The sequence below is a fragment of the Pedobacter sp. BAL39 genome (genome assembly GCF_000170795.1).
Lineage (GTDB): Bacteria > Bacteroidota > Bacteroidia > Sphingobacteriales > Sphingobacteriaceae > Pedobacter.
The window spans coordinates 377,515-397,367 of sequence record NZ_ABCM01000003.1; the positions used below are offsets into that span (position 1 = coordinate 377,515).

Annotated in this window: 21 protein-coding genes and 1 pseudogene; 16 read left to right on the plus strand and 6 right to left on the minus strand. The window is 42.8% G+C overall.

The annotated features are described in order from the left end of the window. The first annotated feature begins 94 nt into the window (after positions 1-94). Positions 95-943 carry a hypothetical protein gene (locus PBAL39_RS06175; RefSeq protein WP_008239435.1) on the plus strand — a complete coding sequence of 283 codons (849 nt, stop codon included), beginning with the start codon at positions 95-97 and terminating at the stop codon, positions 941-943. Between the two features lie 16 nt (positions 944-959). Here PBAL39_RS06175 and nhaA read toward each other — a convergent pair whose 3' ends face one another. Further along, a complete protein-coding gene (nhaA, locus tag PBAL39_RS06180) occupies positions 960-2,264 on the minus strand; it encodes a Na+/H+ antiporter NhaA (RefSeq protein WP_008239437.1) in 1,305 nt (434 codons plus the stop codon). Positions 2,265-2,579: 315 nt separating this feature from the next. On the opposite strand from nhaA, the gene PBAL39_RS06185 reads away from it, so the two are divergent. The 5 genes from PBAL39_RS06185 to PBAL39_RS06200 all read left to right on the plus strand — a co-directional run bounded on the left by PBAL39_RS06185 (position 2,580) and on the right by PBAL39_RS06200 (position 7,663). Further along, a complete protein-coding gene (locus PBAL39_RS06185) occupies positions 2,580-4,193 on the plus strand; it encodes an ATP-binding protein (RefSeq protein WP_008239439.1) in 1,614 nt (537 codons plus the stop codon). A gap of 140 nt (positions 4,194-4,333) precedes the next feature. Next, positions 4,334-4,582 (plus strand): hypothetical protein, encoded by a 249-nt coding sequence (locus tag PBAL39_RS25905; protein ID WP_369750717.1) that lies wholly within the window; start codon positions 4,334-4,336, stop codon positions 4,580-4,582. A 37-nt stretch (positions 4,583-4,619) separates the two neighbouring features. Then, a complete protein-coding gene (locus PBAL39_RS06190) occupies positions 4,620-5,426 on the plus strand; it encodes an SDR family oxidoreductase (protein WP_008239444.1) in 807 nt (268 codons plus the stop codon). Between the two features lie 74 nt (positions 5,427-5,500). Further along, positions 5,501-6,433, plus strand: coding sequence for an AraC family transcriptional regulator (locus PBAL39_RS06195; RefSeq protein ID WP_008239446.1), 933 nt, complete (start codon positions 5,501-5,503; stop codon positions 6,431-6,433). Between the two features lie 495 nt (positions 6,434-6,928). Then, complete coding sequence (locus PBAL39_RS06200) at positions 6,929-7,663, plus strand: SRPBCC family protein (RefSeq protein ID WP_008239450.1); 735 nt, start codon at positions 6,929-6,931, stop codon at positions 7,661-7,663. A 35-nt stretch (positions 7,664-7,698) separates the two neighbouring features. Here the strand turns inward: PBAL39_RS06200 and PBAL39_RS06205 are convergent, their stop codons facing one another. Both PBAL39_RS06205 and PBAL39_RS06210 read right to left on the minus strand, forming a co-directional pair. Then, positions 7,699-8,337 (minus strand): PAS domain-containing protein, encoded by a 639-nt coding sequence (locus tag PBAL39_RS06205; RefSeq protein WP_157273916.1) that lies wholly within the window; start codon positions 8,335-8,337, stop codon positions 7,699-7,701. Positions 8,338-8,486: 149 nt separating this feature from the next. After that, on the minus strand, positions 8,487-9,044 hold the full coding sequence (locus PBAL39_RS06210; protein ID WP_008239454.1) for an NADPH-dependent FMN reductase: 558 nt from the start codon (positions 9,042-9,044) through the stop codon (positions 8,487-8,489). A 78-nt stretch (positions 9,045-9,122) separates the two neighbouring features. Here PBAL39_RS06210 and PBAL39_RS25270 point away from each other — a divergent pair. Next, positions 9,123-9,265, plus strand: a pseudogene (locus PBAL39_RS25270) (helix-turn-helix domain-containing protein); the annotation flags it as partial. A 141-nt stretch (positions 9,266-9,406) separates the two neighbouring features. Here PBAL39_RS25270 and PBAL39_RS06215 read toward each other — a convergent pair. After that, complete coding sequence (locus PBAL39_RS06215; protein WP_008239456.1) at positions 9,407-10,249, minus strand: oxidoreductase; 843 nt, start codon at positions 10,247-10,249, stop codon at positions 9,407-9,409. Between the two features lie 88 nt (positions 10,250-10,337). Continuing rightward, positions 10,338-11,270 carry an AraC family transcriptional regulator gene (locus PBAL39_RS06220; RefSeq protein WP_008239459.1) on the minus strand — a complete coding sequence of 311 codons (933 nt, stop codon included), beginning with the start codon at positions 11,268-11,270 and terminating at the stop codon, positions 10,338-10,340. A 214-nt stretch (positions 11,271-11,484) separates the two neighbouring features. Here PBAL39_RS06220 and PBAL39_RS06225 point away from each other — a divergent pair, with 214 nt between their 5' ends. The 4 genes from PBAL39_RS06225 (at position 11,485) to PBAL39_RS06240 (ending at position 14,340) form a co-directional block, all read left to right on the plus strand. Further along, positions 11,485-12,300, plus strand: a complete 816-nt coding sequence (locus tag PBAL39_RS06225; RefSeq protein ID WP_008239461.1) for an SDR family oxidoreductase — start codon at positions 11,485-11,487, stop codon at positions 12,298-12,300. 31 nt (positions 12,301-12,331) lie between these two features. Further along, positions 12,332-13,240, plus strand: coding sequence for an AraC family transcriptional regulator (locus tag PBAL39_RS06230; protein ID WP_039866122.1), 909 nt, complete (start codon positions 12,332-12,334; stop codon positions 13,238-13,240). Between the two features lie 103 nt (positions 13,241-13,343). Then, positions 13,344-13,844 carry a GNAT family N-acetyltransferase gene (locus tag PBAL39_RS06235; protein WP_008239464.1) on the plus strand — a complete coding sequence of 167 codons (501 nt, stop codon included), beginning with the start codon at positions 13,344-13,346 and terminating at the stop codon, positions 13,842-13,844. A gap of 10 nt (positions 13,845-13,854) precedes the next feature. Beyond that, complete coding sequence (locus tag PBAL39_RS06240; RefSeq protein ID WP_008239466.1) at positions 13,855-14,340, plus strand: MarR family winged helix-turn-helix transcriptional regulator; 486 nt, start codon at positions 13,855-13,857, stop codon at positions 14,338-14,340. Positions 14,341-14,445: 105 nt separating this feature from the next. Here the strand turns inward: PBAL39_RS06240 and PBAL39_RS06245 are convergent, their stop codons facing one another. Then, entirely contained in the window at positions 14,446-14,808 is a 363-nt protein-coding gene (locus PBAL39_RS06245; RefSeq protein ID WP_039866197.1) for a helix-turn-helix domain-containing protein, read from the minus strand. Positions 14,809-14,941: 133 nt separating this feature from the next. Here PBAL39_RS06245 and PBAL39_RS06250 point away from each other — a divergent pair, with 133 nt between their 5' ends. The 5 genes from PBAL39_RS06250 (at position 14,942) to PBAL39_RS06270 (ending at position 19,701) form a co-directional block, all read left to right on the plus strand. Further along, positions 14,942-15,694, plus strand: a complete 753-nt coding sequence (locus PBAL39_RS06250; protein ID WP_008239470.1) for an SDR family NAD(P)-dependent oxidoreductase — start codon at positions 14,942-14,944, stop codon at positions 15,692-15,694. 18 nt (positions 15,695-15,712) lie between these two features. After that, complete coding sequence (locus tag PBAL39_RS06255) at positions 15,713-16,459, plus strand: SDR family NAD(P)-dependent oxidoreductase (RefSeq protein ID WP_008239472.1); 747 nt, start codon at positions 15,713-15,715, stop codon at positions 16,457-16,459. 379 nt (positions 16,460-16,838) lie between these two features. Then, complete coding sequence (locus tag PBAL39_RS06260; protein ID WP_008239474.1) at positions 16,839-17,678, plus strand: DUF6266 family protein; 840 nt, start codon at positions 16,839-16,841, stop codon at positions 17,676-17,678. 159 nt (positions 17,679-17,837) lie between these two features. Beyond that, positions 17,838-18,443: an RNA polymerase sigma factor gene (locus PBAL39_RS06265; RefSeq protein ID WP_008239476.1), complete on the plus strand. Its 606-nt coding sequence runs from the start codon at positions 17,838-17,840 to the stop codon at positions 18,441-18,443. A gap of 67 nt (positions 18,444-18,510) precedes the next feature. Then, complete coding sequence (locus PBAL39_RS06270) at positions 18,511-19,701, plus strand: FecR family protein (RefSeq protein WP_157273917.1); 1,191 nt, start codon at positions 18,511-18,513, stop codon at positions 19,699-19,701. Positions 19,702-19,853: the final 152 nt, after the last annotated feature.

A 19,853-nucleotide genomic window follows, 5' to 3' on the forward strand; every position in this document is an offset into this window, starting at 1 on the left:
CTATAAAAGTATTGATATATTTATAGTTATTAAAGAAATGTTTACCTTTTGTATTCTCTTGTAAATCTTTATCTTAGGTTTAAAATCATCTCCTATGAAAAAAATCTGTACACTTCTGTTCCTGGTCTTCCTCTCTGTCGGCCTCTATGCGCAATCTGGAAATGCTGTTAAAGAAGACATCCTCCAGAAGACAAACGGCGAAGAAATGAAGGGTAAAGTGGTAAAGGTCACCGACACCGATGTTACTTTTGTTTACACTGGTGAAACTGCCGAATATGTATTTAAAAAGTCTGAGATCCTAAGGATTGTTCATGCCAGTGGAAGAATTGAACTGATCAGTCCGGCGGGAGCGCCCGCTCAGCAACGCCAGAATGATGCGGTGACTATGTCTGCATCGCCGGCAGACCATCACAACAAGATTGCCGTTTTGCCCTTTACCTATCTTATGGACAACCAGCCCGGGGCTGATGCAGTCGGCTTTAAGGCGCAGGAAGATACCTATGGTTTCCTGTCTAAAAATTCAGCAGGATACACCATATTGGATCCGCGTACCACCAATGCGCTGTTGGGCAAAGCCGGGGTCACTAAGGATAAAATGATGAACTTCACCATGAAGGAGATCTGTGATGTTCTTGGTGTTGAGTACGTCATAGATGGGGCGGTCACGCAAAACAAAGGTTATCAAACCAGCTCGACAACTGAGACTTCCAACGCAAAGGTAAAACGTGACGGCGATAAAGACGTAAAAGGAATCTCTACTTATGGAAACAGTTCCAGCAATGCGGTGCAACGCTACGACGTGTCGGTAAGTTTGCATATCTATATGGACAACAATGCGAGCATTTACAATCAGAGTCATAAGGCCTTCCTGTCTAATACAGATGGTTCTTATAGCAGCCCACTGGAATATCTGCTGAAGCGGTGCCCTTTATATAGGAAGTAGCGCGTTTACCGACAGGCTACGCTTTTTTCCTGAGCACAAGGCTTCCCACGATTCCTGCCAATACTGAGGCAATCAGGATTCCATACTTTGCCTGATCTACAAATTCGGGGTTCTTGAAGGCCAGTCCGCTGATGAACAGCGACATGGTGAAGCCTATTCCTCCCAACAGTGCAACCCCTGTAATGTGCCTCCAGTTGGCGCCTTCGGGTAAAGCGCCAAGGCCGGTTCTGACCATGAGCCAGGTGAAAAACAGGATGCCTATGAATTTCCCAACCACAAGGCCTATGGTTACTCCAATGGAAACAGGGTTGATTACTGAGGTAAGAAAATCTGCCCCGATTACTATTCCGGAATTTGCCAGCGCGAACAAAGGCATGATGCCAAAGGCCACCCATGGGTGTAAGGCATGCTCGATCTTCTGCAATGGCGTTTCCGCTGCCTGACTCAGATTTTTTACATGTTGGATGGTCTGGTGTTGTTGAGGGGTGGTGAGTGTGCTGTTGCTGGGGATTTCCTGTTCAAACTCATCCGTCAGTTTCCTGAGGTTAGTTGAATAAATAACCTCGTCTATTTTTGTCACTGCAGGGATGGTGAATGCGACCAGGACACCTGCAATAGTTGCATGTACACCAGACAGTAAAAAGCCAATCCAAACGCCAATACCGATAATGAGATAAAAAAGGCTGCTTCGGATGCCAAGCAAATTGCCACCAATCAGGATCAGCAAAAATATGCCTGCGATCCCCAGGGCGTTAAAATCTACTCCTGAAGTATAGAAAAAAGCAATGACCAGTACAGCTCCTAAATCGTCTGTTACAGCAAGTGCCGATAAAAATACCTTTACAGAAGTGGGTACATGTTTTCCGGCCATAGACAATAAGGCCAGTGCAAAAGCAATATCGGTAGCCATAGGGATTCCCCATCCGTGGCCCGCATCAGTACCTCTATTGATGGCAAAATATAGAAGTGCAGGTACAAGCATACCTCCAAGTGCTGCGCTCATTGGTAACAGCGCTTTTCTAAAAGAAGACAACTCGCCATCCATGAATTCTCTTTTGAGCTCCAGCCCAATGACGAAAAAGAAAATGGCCATAAGCCCGTCATTGATCCAGACGTGCAGCGGATGTTTGAGCACATACGTGTCAAAGCCTACAGTAAAGTCAATCTCCCAGATGTGATGGTAAAATTCATGCCAGGCAGAGTTTGCCCAGATGATGGCAATGATCACACTGATAAGAAGTACAATGCCACTGGTATATTCTAAATGGATGAATCTGCTAACCGGGGCAATTATTTTTTCTATGGGAGATTTTCTGATCATCGTAATTTTCTTGTCTGCTATGCAAAGCTAAAATAAAAGGTGGTAATGAAGGACAGGCACCTGATGATTGTATCCGGTAGGGTATCATTAAACACAGTTAATGAGAAAGTTTACCCGTAAGGGTATAGCACAACGAGACGCATAAATTAAGTGCATGTTAATCAATTGATAATATCACCAGTTGTCTGAACAGGTTTGATAAATTAGATAACAGCACATTCTTTTTTGCTCTTAACTTTTGACCTGCCATCCATACTATGAGCATGGATTCTAATAGATTATAGCTTATATTTGAGGTTATTCTCCATTTTAGTTATGAATTCACCAAACTTTATCCAGGCAGAAGAATTGCTCCAGGTACTTTTCCAATCACCAAATGCAACCGCTGTGTATGCTGGTGAGGATGTCGTTATACTTACTGCCAACGCTGCAATGTTATCGTTGTGGGGTAAGGATAGAAGTGTGATCGGCAAATCCTTTCGCGAAGCCATTCCTGCGCTTATCGACCAGCCTTTCTTCGGTATACTCCAACAGGTTTGGCGATCAGGCGAGACCTACTTTGCCAGGGATAAAGAAGCGAAGCTGGAGGTGGATGGTCAGCTGCAGTCTTTTTACTTTGACTTTGAGTATAAAGCAATACTTGGAGATGATGGTTGTACCAAATATATCCTTCATACGGCTTTCGAGGTTTCGCAGCGCATGAAGGCCTGGAAAATCGCGGAAGAAAAGTCTATGGCTGAGCAGAGGCTTACTGAGGAGCTCATGACAATTAACGAGGAATACCAGGCGTCCAACGAAAGTCTTGCTGTATTAAATGAGGAATATCAGACGACAAATGAGGAACTGCTTAGTACAAAGGATCAGTTGGAGAAGCTCATTTATGATCTTTCTGAGGTCAACACCAGGTTGGAAATCGCACTCGATGCAAGTAAGCTGGGCTCTACCGAGGTGACTATTTCCACCGGAAAGATGGACAGCACGGCACAATTTAAACGCAACTACGGATATGAGCCCGATGAAGAATTCACTTATGCTGACTTGTTTGCATCTATGTTCCCTGAGCATCATGAAAGGGTAAGAGGATTGGTCAGGGAGGCGATGATGACCAATGGCGTTTATAAAACGGAATATCCTATTCGCTGGCGCGATGGTTCAGTGCATTGGATCCAGGCGCATGGACGTCCAAGATATGATGAAAATGGCAAAGCTGACCGTATGGTTGGCATGACCATGGACATTACCGAGGCTAAACTTTTTGAACAGCGCAAGGATGATTTTCTCAGCATTGCCAGTCACGAACTTAAGACACCGATCACTTCGCTAAAGGCCTCCTTGCAATTACTGGAAAGAATGAAAAACAAGCCATATTCCGAGATGCACATCAGGTTGATCGAACAGTCGGCAAAAAGCATGAATAAGCTGGGATATATGGTTGATGAGCTATTGAACATGAGCAAACTCAATCGTGACCAGCTGAATTTAGAGAAAAGCACTTTCAATCTTCATGATTTGATGAGTATGTGTTGCAACCATGTCAGATTGGAAGGGAAATATGAGCTGATGCTCGAAGGCGAAAAGGAGCTGCTTGTCCATGCAGATGAACACCGCATCGATCAGGTGATCGTTAACTTTGTCAACAATGCCGTTAAATATGCGCCCGAATCCTACCAAATTCGGTTGAAAATCTCATCAAAAGATAATGTTGCAAAGGTTTTGGTAAGCGATTCAGGTCCAGGGATCGATGGGGAAGTCTTGCCGAACCTGTTCGACCGGTACTACAGGGCCAGTCATTCTGAAAAGTCGTACAACGGACTTGGGCTGGGACTTTACATCTGTAAAGAGATCATCACTAAACACGGAGGCGAAATAGGCGTGGAGAGTGTTTTAGGACAAGGCAGCACCTTCTGGTTTACATTACCAGTTGAATAGGTCGTCACCTTAACCCCGATATTTATCGCTTCCTGCGTCCCGTTTGAATCATCAGATTCGAACTTCAATGCCCTATTCATGCTACGGATTTAATTAAAAAGGAAACCGGAAAAACTGCTCAGGATCACATCCAGGATAAGTTGATAGAAGTTGCCAAGAATAAGATATATGATGGGGAGAAAACCATTAATCAGATCGCTTATGAACTCGGCTTCAAATATACCCAGCACTTCATCAGGCATTTAAAAAACGTGTTGGCAACACTCCAAATGAGTACCGCCCGCTTCGCTAATGAGTTTTGCCATCATTTTAAAACATACTTTGATGGATTAAAATCGTCATTTAGGCTAGGGATTTTACCTTTTCGATTAATCCGGCCAATGGTGTAGTACTGACTTTTGCATGGTACGATTAAAACAAGAAAATATGCAAAAGACAATTTTTATAACTGGAGCCTCATCTGGCTTAGGGAAAGCAACAGCTAAGTTATTTCAGGCAAATGGTTGGCATGTAATTGCTACGATGCGCAGACCACAAGAAGAAGATGAATTGAAAAGTCTTCCTCTTGTAACGGTATTGCCTCTGGATGTCACTGATCGCGCTCAAATCAAAAAAACTGTGGCTAATATTTTGGAAGACTATTCCGTAGACGTAGTCCTGAATAATGCCGGCTATGGTCTTATTGGTCCGCTGGAAGCGTTTAGCGATGAGCAGATTCAAACACAGGTTCAAACCAACCTCTTTGGTATGGTTGACACTACAAGGGCATTTATCCCTTACTTTCGGAAAATGAACAAAGGTACCTTCATCAACATCACTTCCACCTTTGGGCTGTTAGGATATCCGACCTGCTCGGTTTACAACGCGACCAAGTTTGCTGTCGATGGCTTTTCCGAAGGCCTTGCTTATGAATTGGCCCAGTTTGGTATCCGCGTGAAAGTCGTAGCGCCTGGTGGTATGCAGACTGATTTCGCCGGGAGGTCTATGCAGGGAAGCATGCATGAAGCTTATGGGCAATTGGCAACTAAGGTCAGTGAGGGGTACAGTGCAGATCAGATCGCTAATTACACAAAAGCGGAAGAGGTAGCCAGGGTCATCTATGACGCAGCGACAGATGGTAAAGATCAGCTGAGGTACATCGCAGGTAATGATGCCATTGCCTTATACAAAGAACGACTGGAGTTAACACCAGAACGACAGTTTACAAAAATCCGCTCCCAGTTCATTTTTTAGCTTTTCAGGTAATTCCTGTTTAACTGTTAGTGGTGCCAACAGGAATTGCTTCTAATAAATTAGATTTGTATACCATGAAAAAACAGCCGGTCGTATTCAATTCCTTATCTCAGCTGCATAAAGCAATGGGGCAGCAAGCCCCATTACATCCGCTCATCAGCATTATAAATTATGGAGATGCACATTTTGACCCTAAAGATTTTGAACAGGGCATTATCCTGAACTTCTACAAGATCTCTTTCAAAACTAGTTTTTCAGGGAAATTGAAATATGGCCAGGGATTTTACGATTTTGAAGAAGGAGGGATGTCGTTCATTGCACCAGGACAGCTGTTGAGAATGCAGGATGAAGAAGCTGACTATAGTGGGATGACACTCCATGTTCATCCCGATTTGCTCAGGTCTTATCCGTTGAACTATGCCATCAAACAATACGGTTTCTTTAGCTACTCTGCTGCAGAAGCCTTATATCTTTCTGAAAAGGAGAAATCGACCATTCTTAGTATATATCGCTTTATTCAGGATGAGCTGAATGAGCGGATTGATAAGTTTAGTCAGGATGTGATCATTTCGCAAATTGAGTTGCTGCTCAATTATGCCAATCGCTTTTATGAGCGTCAATTCATTACACGAAAAGCCGTAAACAATGACCTGCTTGCCCGGCTGGAACAACAATTGGAAGATGATTTCAACAACGACAGGTCATTGATCAGAGGATTACCTTCGGTTAATGCTGTTGCGGCACAATTGAATGTAACCCCACGTTACCTGAGCGACTTGTTACGAAATCTTGTCGGTTTGAATACCCAGCAATTGATTCACGAAAAATTGATCGAAAAAGCAAAAACCTACCTGGCAAAAGATGAAATGACTGTAGCTGAAATTGCTTATCACCTAGGCTTTGAACACCCGCAGTCATTTAATAAGTTGTTTAAAAGTAAAACCTCATTTTCGCCATCAGATTATAAAAAGAGTCATCTAAACTCATTTCAACAGCATGAAAAGTAAATGATTGAACCTTTTGAGATGCACTTTTCCGATTTGAAACTTAAGCTGCTATTGTGATCCCAGTGTTGATCCCGCTTAGGCTAATCGTAGATTCTTTTTAGTTGTTGAAAACAAAAGCCTATATTCTTGGTTTGTTAACTTTAGCGCTGGTCCATCCCGGCGACGTCAACAAAAATCGCCATTCTAAAACCGCATAGTAAGATTTTGCATGGCTTGTGTTAAACGACTGAATGACAAACAACTGTTAGAGATATTATACCGATCGGAAAATCCCGTTGCTATTTATACGGGTGAGGAAATCCTGATTGAACTGGCAAACCCCGCCATGATGGCCGCTTAATCTTCTTTTGATTCATTTCCGGATTTTTCATAGTTTATTTTGTTTATCAATAAATAGATGGTTGTTAAACAACCTAACTGATATCAGTTTACATATTTTGAAAACTTAGCCGCCGGGCTTTTGTTCTGTACTACACAACATATCAATCTATCTCCATGAAAAACGAATTGAGCAACCAAATCATCGACAGCCTGAAGGAACTGAATTTCAGCCCGACAGGAAAAGAAAATATTGACCAGGGCGAACGGATTGTATCTGCTCTCGCGGGCGGATGGCTTTTATATAAAAGCTTGAAAAACATCGGTAAACACCCTGTTATGGGCTTGCAAGGTGCCGCCGCCGCAGGACTATTATTGTATCGTGGCGCTACAGGCGTATGCCCGGTTTATAAAAAGCTGGATATCGATACTACAGATCCACAGGCCATTAACATCACAGAAGAAATTACTGTAAATGCTCCAAAAGATAAAGTCTATGCATTCTGGCGTGATCTTTCTAACCTCCCAAAATTTATGACCCATTTGAAAAGTGTAGAACAGCTGGATACAGAAATTTCCACGTGGACAGCAAACACGCCTGGCGGCTTAATTGACTTGACCTGGACAGCTCAGATTACCCGCGAAGAAACAGACGAATATATCGGCTGGCAATCTTTGGCGGATTCTATGATTGATAATGCCGGAAAGGTTGAATTCCGGGAATCCCTGAACGGGACAAGTACAGAGTTGCACATCGAAATTGATTATTTTCCACCTGCTGGAAGCGTAGGCAGGGGGATCACTTCTTTATTCAATGGTGCTTTTGAACGAATGATCCGAGCTGATCTCCAAAGTTTCAAAGACTACGCGGAAACCGAAGATTTTAAGGACTATGCTGGTCTTACATTTTAAACAGAGGATAAATTTTACCTTCTTGACTTACCGGTCTATGTGTGACTGGCAATCACACATACTCCATTTATCTTATCACCATCGCCTCCTAGAGGAGTAAACGCATATTGGATATGCCCGATAGTGGTTTTGTAAGGTCTGCCGTGCGTCATAACGTGGTTTAGGATTTGAGTAGGTTTGCTGTAGTTTCCCTGCCAAATGTTCAGCATGTGTTCATTTACAGCTTCAACCTTAAATTCTTTACCTGTATAAATGCACATGGGAATTGGAGCAGACATTACGAGCGTTCGTAAGTCACGTCTGGACTGTTGAACCATTAGCCTGTTGATCTCACGCTCACATACATCGGTCGCCATAATTAAAAGTGCATTTGGTTTACCATTTGCACCAAATAGAGGCGTGTAACTATAGTCCATGAAAACACTTTCTTGCCTTCCTGAACGGGTCAGCAATACCTTTGCTGCCTGTTCCTGAATTGGCTTTCCTGTACGGATCACGTCTTCCAAATACAAAGGATACCGTTGTCCCACCAATTCTGGAAGAAATTCCAATAGTGGCGAGTTAATGATACCGGGAGATCTGTCCCACATTGCCAACATGTGTTCATTGACCATTTCGAGTTTAAGCTTTTCCGTATTGAGTATTGCAGCAGGTAAAGGAGCGTTTTCGAACAAATGATAGTGAGAGACACTAGTTTTAGGCATATGACACAGTTAAGGACGCTAAAATGTGAACTTCCCTCAAATATTGCAAGTCTTGTTTATGATTAAAGGATAATACCTCAACATTGTGACAAATGTTTCTTAAGGCCTGTGTATGTTCATTACTTCGAGTTTTTTTGGAAAAACGCGATGTATGCATCAATCGCCTTTTTCAGAAAATCCTTAGTGCTTCCATCTTTTATGTCACCGCTGTCGTCAAACAAGTCCGACACGTTTGGAAGATAGACTTCCGGCTGCTGCATGATGGGCATATTCAGGAAAACAAGACTTTGTCTTAAATGATGGTTTGCACCGAAAGCGGCAATATTTCCCGGTGAGTTGCTGAATATTGCCGCTGGTTTACCATCCCAGACACTTTTTCCATACGGACGGGAACCTACATCAATGACGTTTTTTAATACGCCAGGAACGGATCGATTATATTCAGGAGTAATAAAAACTATTCCGTTTAACGCATTTGCCTCATTTCTGAAAACGGTGTAGGCCTCAGGTACTTCATTATTATCATCGAAGTCCTGATTGTAAATTGGCAGGTCTGCAATGGAAATGATCCTGAAGTCAAAACCTTCTGGAGCCATGCCCCGAACTGCTATAGCTAATTTTTTTGAAAATGATTCTTTGCGCAGGCTTCCTGCAATGATACCGATGACTTTACTCATGATTGGGCAGCTTAGTATTCAACTCGTATTAATTATTGTTATAACAAGTGGTTACGGAAAAAGTTGTTCCAAGGGTGCGCAAAAGAAAAACTGTCTACAACAAACCTTTCCGTAAGCGAAGTCGCGTACGAACTGGGGTTCGAGCACAGTCAGTCGTTCAGTAAAATGTTCAAACAAAGGCCAATCTTTCTCCTCTTGAATTTAGGCAATCTTTCAATTGAGCCTAATCCAATATAAAACATTGAAAAATTAGAGGAACCAGTACCAGCTCTACTCGTTCCTCTAAGTAATAAACCTTCCTTCAACAGTTCAAATAGATCAGAGGCATGATGAATAACGGTGGTTTCTATTAAATGAATAAATTATTTGAAATCAGTCGACAGCGAAAGCGCTCTGTTGGCTTCAATACCTGTTTGCAGCATTTGTATTTTGTAATCCGCAAACTGAAGTGCATCGGAACCTAATAATAAACGCAACGGCGGATCTTGTGACTTTGACAATTCGATCATCACTGCTGCTATCTTTGCAGGATCACCAATTTGATTGCCAGGTACATCTTCCAGGTGTTTGCGTTTTTCTTCCGCAATAGCGGTGTATGCTGAAATTGGATTTGCTGGCACCGCAATGGAGCTGCTTTTTAAGAAATTGGTACGCACGTAACCAGGTTCAATGATCGTGACATTTATACCGAATGGGTTTACCTCTTGAGCCAGGGCTTCAGATAAACCTTCTACGGCGAATTTAGTGGCACAATAAATTCCCCATCCGGCACCGGCAATCAGTCCGAATACAGAAGAAAGGTTGAAAATCTGGCCCGACTGAGCTTCACGCATATATGGTAGCACTTGTCTGGTCACATGGAGAAGACCAAATACATTAACATCAAAACTATACTGTACTTCTGTCGCGGATGACTCTTCAATGCCACCAATCAGTCCGAAACCCGCATTGTTAACTAAAACATCAATGCGGTTAAATTTTGCTATTGCAGCGTCTACTGCAGATTTAACACTTTCCTCATTTGAGATGTCCACTTGCAGTGGGAGGAATTGTGAGGATGAACTTCCAACTGCATTTTGCAACGTGACCAGATTTCTTGCTGTTGCTGCTACATTGTAACCCTGAGCAAGTAACTGTTGGGTCAGGATCAGTCCCATTCCTTGTGAGGCGCCAGTAATAAACCATGTCTTTTGTTGATTTTCCATATGTTCAAAATTATATGGAACAAAGGAACGCAGTGGATGGCGTTTGCTGCTTATTTAAACCGCAGGGATACTTAGGAGTTTCAAATATTTAAGCCATACCTGCATTTTCGCGGAACTGAGAAGGGGGGATGTTTTCTTTTTTATTGAAGAAAGAGCTGAAGGAGCCATGCTCAGCAAATCCGAGAACGTAACTGATGGTCCTGATGTCCCAATCTGTTTGGATGAGCAGGGTCTTTGCCTCATAAAGTAATCTTTCCTGAATATGCGCCCTTAACGTTTTGCCAGTTTGATTTTTTACCAGCGAATTCAGGTAATTGGGGTGTACATTGAGATGTGCAGCAAATTCCGCTGCGGTTTTAATCTTCACGATGCTTTGCGGATCATTGATCTGAAATGTGGATTCCAGTAGATTTAAAAAACCATAGATGTAACGATAACTGTCAGGAACAGCAACATCAGCGAGGGTTTTCCCGGCCCGCTGGCTTTCGAGGAGAATCATCTGCAGATGTAATAAGATCGCTTGCTTTTTATCATCATGGAGACTGCCCGCTTCATCCATGATTGATTTAAAATATTGGTCGATGATCAATGATTTTTCCGGGGGTAGTTGTATTACTGCTTTGGCAGGATTGAAATACGGATATTGCCTGAACAATTGCAGCAGATGTTCTGCGTGATCAAAATAAGCAGGATGAATCAAACAGAAATGGCCTCCGGTTTCGTCGGAAGTAGTTTGCCAGGACATAATTTCATCGGGATGCAGAAATGCAATATCTCCCGGACTGAGCGGGTACTGATGGAGGCCAACCGTCAAAATTCCAGTGCCGGCAGTAATGTGAAAAATCTTAAAAAACTGCCGGCGGTTGGCAGAGATATAATCATTTACCGGATGTTGATCACGGTTTTTTACAATGAAATAACTTCCACCTATAGGATAGTGTTCAACATTTAGAAATGGAACCTTAAAGTGCTCCTCTGCAAATCTTTCTAATTCAAAACGTGGTATTTCCGATTTATTCATCCCTCAAATCACTGATTCATGCGCCGCAGACCTTACCAGTATGGCCATGAGTGGTGTATACAAAAATAAGGAAACTCTTATAATAATAGCGACTACCAAATTTTGATGAACCGGGCTTCGGAATAAATACCGTAATAAGTATACAGGTCTCCGGAATTCGTCTTATCTCTGGCCAAACTTCAGTAACGACATTTGGGTCATATTTAAAGAACATATGAAAAAGACCATATTAATTACAGGAGCAAGCAGTGGATTAGGAAAAGAGACTGCAAAATTATTTCATTCCAGGGGATGGAACGTCATTGCCACTATGCGGAAACCAGAACAGGACACAGAGTTGAAGGCATTGGAAAATGTCCTGGTCACAAAACTTGATGTGCTGGACCTCAAAACGATCAATACGGCAGTTGCCGAAGGCTTAGACAGATTTGGAAAGATTGATGCGCTCCTGAACAATGCCGGATATGGAGCGTATGGTCCGTTGGAATCTTTTTCCCGAGATCACATCATTCGCCAGTTCAATACCAACGTGATTGGACTCTTGGATGTCACCAGGGCTGTACTTCCACACTTCAGGATAAATGAAGGAGGCACCATCATCAACATATCCTCTATTGGTGGCAAAATGGCTTTTCCTTTGGGTGCATTGTATCATGGGACAAAGTTTGCAGTGGAGGGGATTTCCGAATCTCTTACATATGAGGTTGAGCAGTTTGGCGGGAAAATAAAAATCGTAGAACCCGGCGCAATTGATACCGACTTTACCGGACGTTCGCTAGATTTTAGCAATGATGAAACGCTTACCGCATACCAACCATTAATTGGAAAAGTGATGGGGGCGATGCAGGACTTATTTCAAAATGCTTCGGAACCCCGCGTGATTGCAGAAGTTATTTATGAAGCGGCAACTGATGGGAAGGACCAATTGAGGTACACGGCAGGGCAGGACGCAGAGATGATGATCGGTCTTCGTCAGCAATTGGCTGATGAATCGTTTATTAGTGGAATAAAAAGTCAGTTTGGAATCTAATTTTATGATATTTACACTATAAAATCACACCATGAGTACATTTGTGCATTTACATACGATGGCCAACCTCTACGAGTTATTTGAGCTGGACCATCCTGTTCAAAACCCTTTGATCTCAGTGGTAGACTTTAGCCAGGTGAAGGGAAGTGTCAGTGAGGATATCAAAATTTCCGCGGACTACTATTCCATTATGTTCAAAAACACCAGAAATAATAACGTAAAATATGGTCGAAAGACTATCGATTTTCAGGGCGGCAGTTTGATTTGTATGGCACCCAATCAGGTTCTTGGAATGGATGTGGATACGGAAGCCTCTGATAACATCACTGGATGGGGCCTTTTTTTTCACCCTGATCTGATCAGTGCTTTTTCATTGAATGATAGAATGAAAGAATATACTTTTTTCAACTACGAGACGTCGGAAGCATTGCACCTCTCTGAAAAGGAACGGCAGGTTTTATATGAATGCGTACTGAAGATTGAAACTGAACTGCAGGAAAATATCGATGTCTATAGTCAGACTATTATGGTGTCTTCCATTGAATTATTGCTGAATTACTGCAGCAGGTATTACGGGCGTCAGTTTATCACCAGAAAAAGTTTAAACCATGCGGTGGTGGGTCAGATCGAAAAGATCATGACCCGCTATTATCATGAAAATCATGAGGATAAAGGACTGCTAACGGTAAAATACCTGGCAGAAAAAGTGAATCTGTCTCCCAGCTACCTCAGCGATTTACTAAAAAAGGAAACTGGCAAAAATGCACAGGACCACATCCACTTTTATCTGATTCAGGAAGGTAAAAACATGCTCTTAAGTACAAGTAAATCAGTTACCGAAATCGCCTATAAGCTGGGGTTTGAGTATCCGCAGTATTTCAGTAAGCTTTTTAAGCAAAAAACTGGTAAAACTCCTATAGAATTCAGAAGTATAAATTAAGTTGGTGCAAATTACCTGAGCAATCCGGGGCCAAATCTTACCATAAATTTTTATTTATGTATTTAACTACGTACTTTTGAACATAAATAGAAAACGAGCATTTATGAGTACCATCAACTTAACCATTACCCAAATATTTAACGACGACTGTAAAGAGGTGATCGACCTGATATTACCTATTCAGCAGATTGAATTTAACGTACCCATCACGATTGAAGGGCAGCCCGACCTGCTGGACATCGAGTCCAATTATCACCAGACTGGCGGAAATTTCTGGGCTGCAAAGGTCGACGGCGAACTGGTGGGCACCATTGCGCTGTTGAATACCGGGCACAACGCATGCGCCCTTCGTAAGATGTTTGTGAAAAAGGAATTCAGGGGTAAGGAATACAGTATTGCGCAGAAATTACTGGAAACCCTGGTGGCTTACTGTCGTGAAAATAATATAACTGAGATTTACCTTGGCACTGTGGATATGCTAAAAGCCGCCCACCGTTTTTATGAGAAAAATGATTTTAATCTCATAGAGGTTACGGATCTCCCTTCGTACTTTCCAAGAATGATGGCCGACAATAAATTTTATCACTTACATTTAGATCTTTAGACGAAAAGCAATGAATGTAATTGATGAATCGGGGATACTTGCAATTTCGACCAGACTGCAACGCCTGAGTGAACAAATCAGGAAAGACGGCTTCATGGTTTATAAGGCCAATGGGATTAACTTTGAGCCGAAGTGGTTCCCGGTAATCTATACCTTACACCTCAAACCTGTATTAAGTGTGGTTGAACTGGCAACTGAAATAGGCTACACTCATCCTTCCACCATTACGTTGTTAAAAGAACTCGAGAAGAAAAAACTCATCCGGTCAAAGAAGGATAAACATGATGAGCGCAAACGTCTGCTGCAACTATCAGAGAAAGGCAAAAAACTGGTGGAGGAAATGCAGCCGGTCTGGGGCATCATTATAGCGGCAATTACTGAACTGACTGACACTCAAAATAACCTCATGAAAGCTATTGTTGAAGTGGAACAGCAGTTACAGCAAAAGAGCTTTTTTGAAAGGGCGAAGGCGATCATGCAGATGAAAAATGAATAGGCTTTCTAGTTTCGCTTTTACATTTGTCTGCGTAAGGCACAGTTTTTATCGCCCTTCAGAATTTCCTGTCTGACAAGTTAAGCAAAGATAAATTTGCTCTTACAATCAGGAAAGTAAAGTACTTTCCTTTTTTTTACTTTTGGCTTTCGCCATCTTCTGATCACCCCACTCTTTTAAATGGGTGATAAAAGGGATTAGTTCCATGCCGGTTTCTGATAACGAATATTCCACCATGGGTGGCACCTGATGATACACCTTTCTGACAATCAAGTCGTCTTTCTCCAACTCCCTAAGGGTTTGCGTGAGCATCTTGGTAGTGACATCTGCCAAAACTCTGCCCAACTCTCCGAAGCGTATCACCTTATACTCATTTAAAGACCATAAAATCCTTCCTTTATATTTTCCGCCAATTCTTCTGAATGCGTAATCCACCGAACATGACGGTGAGTCGGAACATTTTCTTGTCATTTTTGCCATTTATTAAATATTAAGGTGTTGATAATCAATTTACTTACTTTTTGGTAACTAGGCTACCAAAAAGTAGGTACTTTCCCCAAATATATGTACAAGATACTTTTGTAGGCAACTAAAGTTTAATCAAATGACATTGAAATTAAAAGATAAGGTGGCCATCGTAACGGGGGCATCAAAAGGAATCGGTGCGGGCATCGCCAGGGCATACGGTTTGGCCGGAGCGAGCGTAATTGTAAACTACGCAAAAGATGAGACAAGCGCAACAAAGATCGTCGATGATATTGTCGCGCTTGGCGGTAAAGCTATTGTCGTTCAGGCAGATGTATCAAAACCCGCAGATGTTGGACGGTTATTTCATACAGCAATAAAAACATTCGGAAAGGTTGATGTCCTGGTCAACAACGCTGGTATCTATGATTTGGTGATGCTGGAGGCAATCACCCTGGAGGTTTTACAAGCTAACCTAAACACCAATTTAATTGGCGCTATTCTTTGTGCTCAGAAAGCTGCGGAGCTGATGGGAGCAGACGGGGGAAGTATCATTAACATCAGCTCTACTGTAAGTACCAACCCTATGCCAGGTACGCTCATCTATGCTGCGACAAAAGCAGCGATTGACAATGTGACTAAGGTGCTGGCGAAGGAGCTGGGACAAAAAAAGATAAGGGTCAATACGATCTCACCAGGTATAACCGAAACGGAAGGGGCTCATGCGCAGGGTTTAATGGGTGGCGAATGGGAATCGCAGCTGTTGGCACAAATTCCCATGGGCCGGATAGGGCAGCCTGCTGACATCGCTAAAGTTGCAGTTTTTTTAGCGTCAGATGATGCCGGATGGGTGACTGGTGAAAGAATTCAGGTTGCAGGTGGACAATTATAAACAATCAAAATCACAGAGATGAAATTAAAAGACAAAGTGGCGCTCATTACCGGATCGTCAAAAGGTATCGGAGCAGGAATCGCTAAAGAATATGCTCGGGAAGGCGCTAAAGTAGTGGTAAACTATTCATCAAGTAAAGATTATGCAGATCGTGTAGTCAATGAGATCACCAGAAATGGAGGAACAGCCATCGCGGTGCAGGCAAATATTTCGAAGATTGCGGACATCAAAAGGCTTTTTCAAGAGGTGAAAAGTGCATTTGGAAAGCTGGATATTTTGGTGAACAATGCCAGTGTATGGCGGTATGAAATGTTGGAAGAGGTTAGTGAAGAAACTTTCCAGTTACAGGTCACTACAGGACTGATGGCGCATATTTTCTGCGCACAACAGGCCGCAGCAATGTTCGGTGAAGAAGGTGGAAGCATCATCAACTTAAGTTCTACCGTTAGCCTGAACCCCATTCCCGGTACGTTGATTTACACTGCTGTTAAGTCGGGAGTAGATAGCCTGGCGAAAACGCTGGCTAAAGAGCTTGGGCCAAGAAAGATCAGGGTGAACACCATTGCTCCCGGAATGACGGAATCGGAAGGATCGACCGCTGATGGGCGTCCCGGAAGTGCTATGGAAAAACTTTTTCTGGATCGCACACCGCTGGGAAGAATTGGCCTGCCTTTAGACATTGCAAAAGTTGCAGTCTTCCTGGCTTCTGATGATGCCAGCTGGGTTACCGGTGAGAGAATCACTGTTGCAGGCGGCTTATTATAAAGCGTTTGTTTTTACAAAGGATTCAACACACGGGGCATCTGCGAAATGATGCCCCGTGTGTTATGGTTTGCTTGTCTGCGATGGCATAACGCTACTGTATACTCATTTGCACCTCGTTTCCTATTGGCGGTATGTTCAGCTAACCTTGTTTCCGGGTTGATAGTACCTTCCATGTACCAATAGTCCCATGAAGCTACTGGCAAACTGCCCTTATCCAGCAGTTAAAACAGCATGAATACCGAACGAAAACAGGGCAACAAAGCAGAAAATGCGGGTTATAGAAGAAATAAATGAGGAGTGTCATTTTATTTTAAACAAATGAGGATTAATTTGGTGCCTAATTAAATGAAGGTCAATTACAAAATAAATTAATTTAATTATGGCAATCGCAAATCACAACAACGGCCTGTTTATCGGGAAAGTTGGCAACACTGTTTCTTATCTGCTTAATGGGAAGTACGTCATGCGTACTATTGGCAAATCTAAAAAAAAGCGCAGTGATAAACAACTGGCCAACCTGATGTCCATGAAGGTAACCATGAAATTCCTGTGCTCCCTGAAACCTTTCGTTGATGCTGGCTTCGGGCTGGAGGCAATGGGAACGGATAAAAATGCCTTTAACCTCGCTACCGCTGCGGTTAAAAAACAAGCAATAAAGGGCGAATATCCCAATTTAAGTATTGATTACAGCAGGGTAATACTGAGCAGTGGCACCGTGCCTGCACCAGAGGGGGTAAGTATTAGCAAAGCGGATCAAGGGGTATTGATCAAATGGGGTGAAGCCTTGCCTGGACCGGTCCGCAGACTGGAAGACGGCGTGATGGTGCTGCTTCATTTTCCTGAAGCGAACCATTCTATGATGACATTCCATGCCGGAAAACGGAAAGACGGATCCTGTTTCTATGAGCTGCCCAAATCTTATCAAAACAGGCACATTGAAGCTTACATCAGTTTTAGACAGAGTGACGGAAAGGCGGTGTCTGATTCGGTATACGCAGGATCATTAAACGCTGATTATGAAACGGATAAAGATATAGAAAACAATAAACGTTACATGGAAACAAAAGCTCGTTTTGAGGTAGTAGAGGCAATCCTGAAGAAAAAGCTGGTTCTCAGCAACGGCATGATCATCAACAATAAGCCTTTTAAGCATTTAACCAGAGAGTATCAGGTGCTGAAGGAGCAACTGAAAAATACACCAGGAAAGTCACCCTCTTAAGACAGCGATTCATTGGGCGTCAAAGGGATACATCATAGTTATCTTTTATCTTATTAATTTAGATGTCATGTTCTTCCAAACAACTGGATTTTCTGTATCATTGCGAAATAATCCATAAATTGGACTATCCCTTTCATTTACGGTATCAGAAAAGAAATCATGCACCAGCTTGATGAACATGGCCTCGCCAAAGAGAGCAAGCTGCTGGGACATCTGGCATCAGGAGATCAGCATGCCTTCACCACCCTCTACCGCAACTATAGCAGCAGACTCTTCGCTAAAATCAACCACCTGGTCAATGATGACGAAATCGCCAAAGAACTCCTGCAGGACGTGTTCATGAAACTTTGGTCACAAAGAGAAAAACTTGACCCAACGAAATCCATCAAGTCTTTTTTGTTTACCATAGCCGTCAATTTAGTTTATGACCATTTCAGGAAACTAGCCAAGGACAAGAAGTACGCACGAAGCATCCTGCAAACCGCAGTGGATTACTATAGCCATACAGAAGAAGAGATGCATAGCAAGGAAAGCCTCCAGCTCATCCGGCAGGCCATAGACCAGCTGCCACCGCAACGCCGGCAAATCTTCCTGATGTGCAAGATCGACGGCAAAAGTTATGAACAGGTTGCCAATCAACTGTCCATCTCCCCATCCACGGTAAGGGATCACATTGTCAAAGGCAATAAGATCGTCAGGGATTACCTCCTGAAAAACCCAGACCTCATTGTATATTCTTTCATTGCAACCACTTTTTTAAGATAATTCATTTTTTATCAAAAGTGAGCAGACCTAAATTCTTTCTACAGCGTAACAGTAGAAAAGAACCGGCTTGGACACACCTCAACATAAAGAACAACTCTTCCGCAAGTATCTGAACAACGAGTGTACTGTTGCAGAAATAAGAGAGTTGCTTGATCTGTTTCAGATCAGCAATAATGAAACGCAGCTAAAAACCACCATTGGCGACTACTTTGATAACGATCAATTCATCACGACCAAGAAAGCGCATCAGGCTGCGGTAGATGAGGTAGAAGCTAGACTGATCCAGACCATCAACCGGGAAAACCAAAAACAACAGATCACCAAACTATGGCCAAGGATGGCCGCGGTCGCTGCAGCAATCGTCATCATGGTATTGGGAGTCTATTTTTTTAATTATAACAAGTCCGGTCAAAACAGCAATGCTACCCATTTCGCACAAGACATTGCTCCAGGTACACAAGGCGCGACGCTGACGCTCGCCAGTGGCCGGCAGATCAGAATCTCATCCGCCGCAAATGGAGAGATTGCCAAAGAAGCAGGTATTAAAGTCATCAAGACGACTGATGGACAGCTGATCTATGAGATCAAAGAGCGCACAACAGGAAACAACCAGACCAATACCCTGAGTACCGCCAAAGGGGAGACGTACATCCTAACCCTGCCCGATAAATCACAAGTATGGTTGAACGCCGCATCCACACTTACCTACGCAGCAAACCTGACCAGCGGGAAGGAGAGGAGGGTAAAATTACAGGGAGAAGCCTACTTTCAAATTACCAAAGACAAAACCCGTCCCTTCATCGTAGAAACTCAAAGGCAAGAAATCCAGGTGCTGGGGACCCATTTTAACGTCAAGGCTTACAGCGATGAACCAACGATAAAAACCACACTTGTAGAAGGAAGTGTACAGGTGAAAAATAACCATAGCACTGAAACCTTAAAACCCGGACAGCAGGCAGTCCTGACGCAGGCCGGGAGATTTGAAATCGGGCAAGCGGACCAGGTTCTGGACCTCGCCTGGAAAAACAACGAATTTATGTTTGAAAGCGAATCTATCCAAAACGTCATGAAAATGGTCGAACGCTGGTATAACGTCGAAATAATCTATCAGGGAGAAATAACTACAGAGAAGTTCGGTGGTGGGGTATCCAGATTCGACAAGGTTTCTGAAGTCCTTGAGTTACTGGAAAAAACGGGAGCAGTCAAATTCAAAATCGAAAAACGGAAGATATATGTCATGAACAATATCAACAAATAGAATAGCTATACAACCAACATATACAATCAACAAAAGCATAAACCCAAAATCAAATATGAAGAAAGATCTACGACAGAAAAGCTAAGACCAGAAAGAAAAACAACCAAGTCCCGACAGCAATCGGGACCTGGCACAGTTTGGAACAAATCAAC

Bases quoted from the DNA above. Each gene is read 5' to 3' on its own strand.
- PBAL39_RS06175 (WP_008239435.1), top strand. From the start codon at position 95: ATGAAAAAAATCTGTACACTTCTGTTCCTGGTCTTCCTCTCTGTCGGC.
- nhaA (WP_008239437.1), bottom strand. From the start codon at position 2,264: ATGATCAGAAAATCTCCCATAGAAAAAATAATTGCCCCGGTTAGCAGA.
- PBAL39_RS06185 (WP_008239439.1), top strand. From the start codon at position 2,580: ATGAATTCACCAAACTTTATCCAGGCAGAAGAATTGCTCCAGGTACTT.
- PBAL39_RS06190 (WP_008239444.1), top strand. From the start codon at position 4,620: ATGCAAAAGACAATTTTTATAACTGGAGCCTCATCTGGCTTAGGGAAA.
- PBAL39_RS06195 (WP_008239446.1), top strand. From the start codon at position 5,501: ATGAAAAAACAGCCGGTCGTATTCAATTCCTTATCTCAGCTGCATAAA.
- PBAL39_RS06200 (WP_008239450.1), top strand. From the start codon at position 6,929: ATGAAAAACGAATTGAGCAACCAAATCATCGACAGCCTGAAGGAACTG.
- PBAL39_RS06210 (WP_008239454.1), bottom strand. From the start codon at position 9,044: ATGAGTAAAGTCATCGGTATCATTGCAGGAAGCCTGCGCAAAGAATCA.
- PBAL39_RS06215 (WP_008239456.1), bottom strand. From the start codon at position 10,249: ATGGAAAATCAACAAAAGACATGGTTTATTACTGGCGCCTCACAAGGA.
- PBAL39_RS06220 (WP_008239459.1), bottom strand. From the start codon at position 11,270: ATGAATAAATCGGAAATACCACGTTTTGAATTAGAAAGATTTGCAGAG.
- PBAL39_RS06225 (WP_008239461.1), top strand. From the start codon at position 11,485: ATGAAAAAGACCATATTAATTACAGGAGCAAGCAGTGGATTAGGAAAA.
- PBAL39_RS06230 (WP_039866122.1), top strand. From the start codon at position 12,332: ATGAGTACATTTGTGCATTTACATACGATGGCCAACCTCTACGAGTTA.
- PBAL39_RS06235 (WP_008239464.1), top strand. From the start codon at position 13,344: ATGAGTACCATCAACTTAACCATTACCCAAATATTTAACGACGACTGT.
- PBAL39_RS06240 (WP_008239466.1), top strand. From the start codon at position 13,855: ATGAATGTAATTGATGAATCGGGGATACTTGCAATTTCGACCAGACTG.
- PBAL39_RS06245 (WP_039866197.1), bottom strand. From the start codon at position 14,808: ATGACAAGAAAATGTTCCGACTCACCGTCATGTTCGGTGGATTACGCA.
- PBAL39_RS06250 (WP_008239470.1), top strand. From the start codon at position 14,942: ATGACATTGAAATTAAAAGATAAGGTGGCCATCGTAACGGGGGCATCA.
- PBAL39_RS06255 (WP_008239472.1), top strand. From the start codon at position 15,713: ATGAAATTAAAAGACAAAGTGGCGCTCATTACCGGATCGTCAAAAGGT.
- PBAL39_RS06260 (WP_008239474.1), top strand. From the start codon at position 16,839: ATGGCAATCGCAAATCACAACAACGGCCTGTTTATCGGGAAAGTTGGC.
- PBAL39_RS06265 (WP_008239476.1), top strand. From the start codon at position 17,838: ATGCACCAGCTTGATGAACATGGCCTCGCCAAAGAGAGCAAGCTGCTG.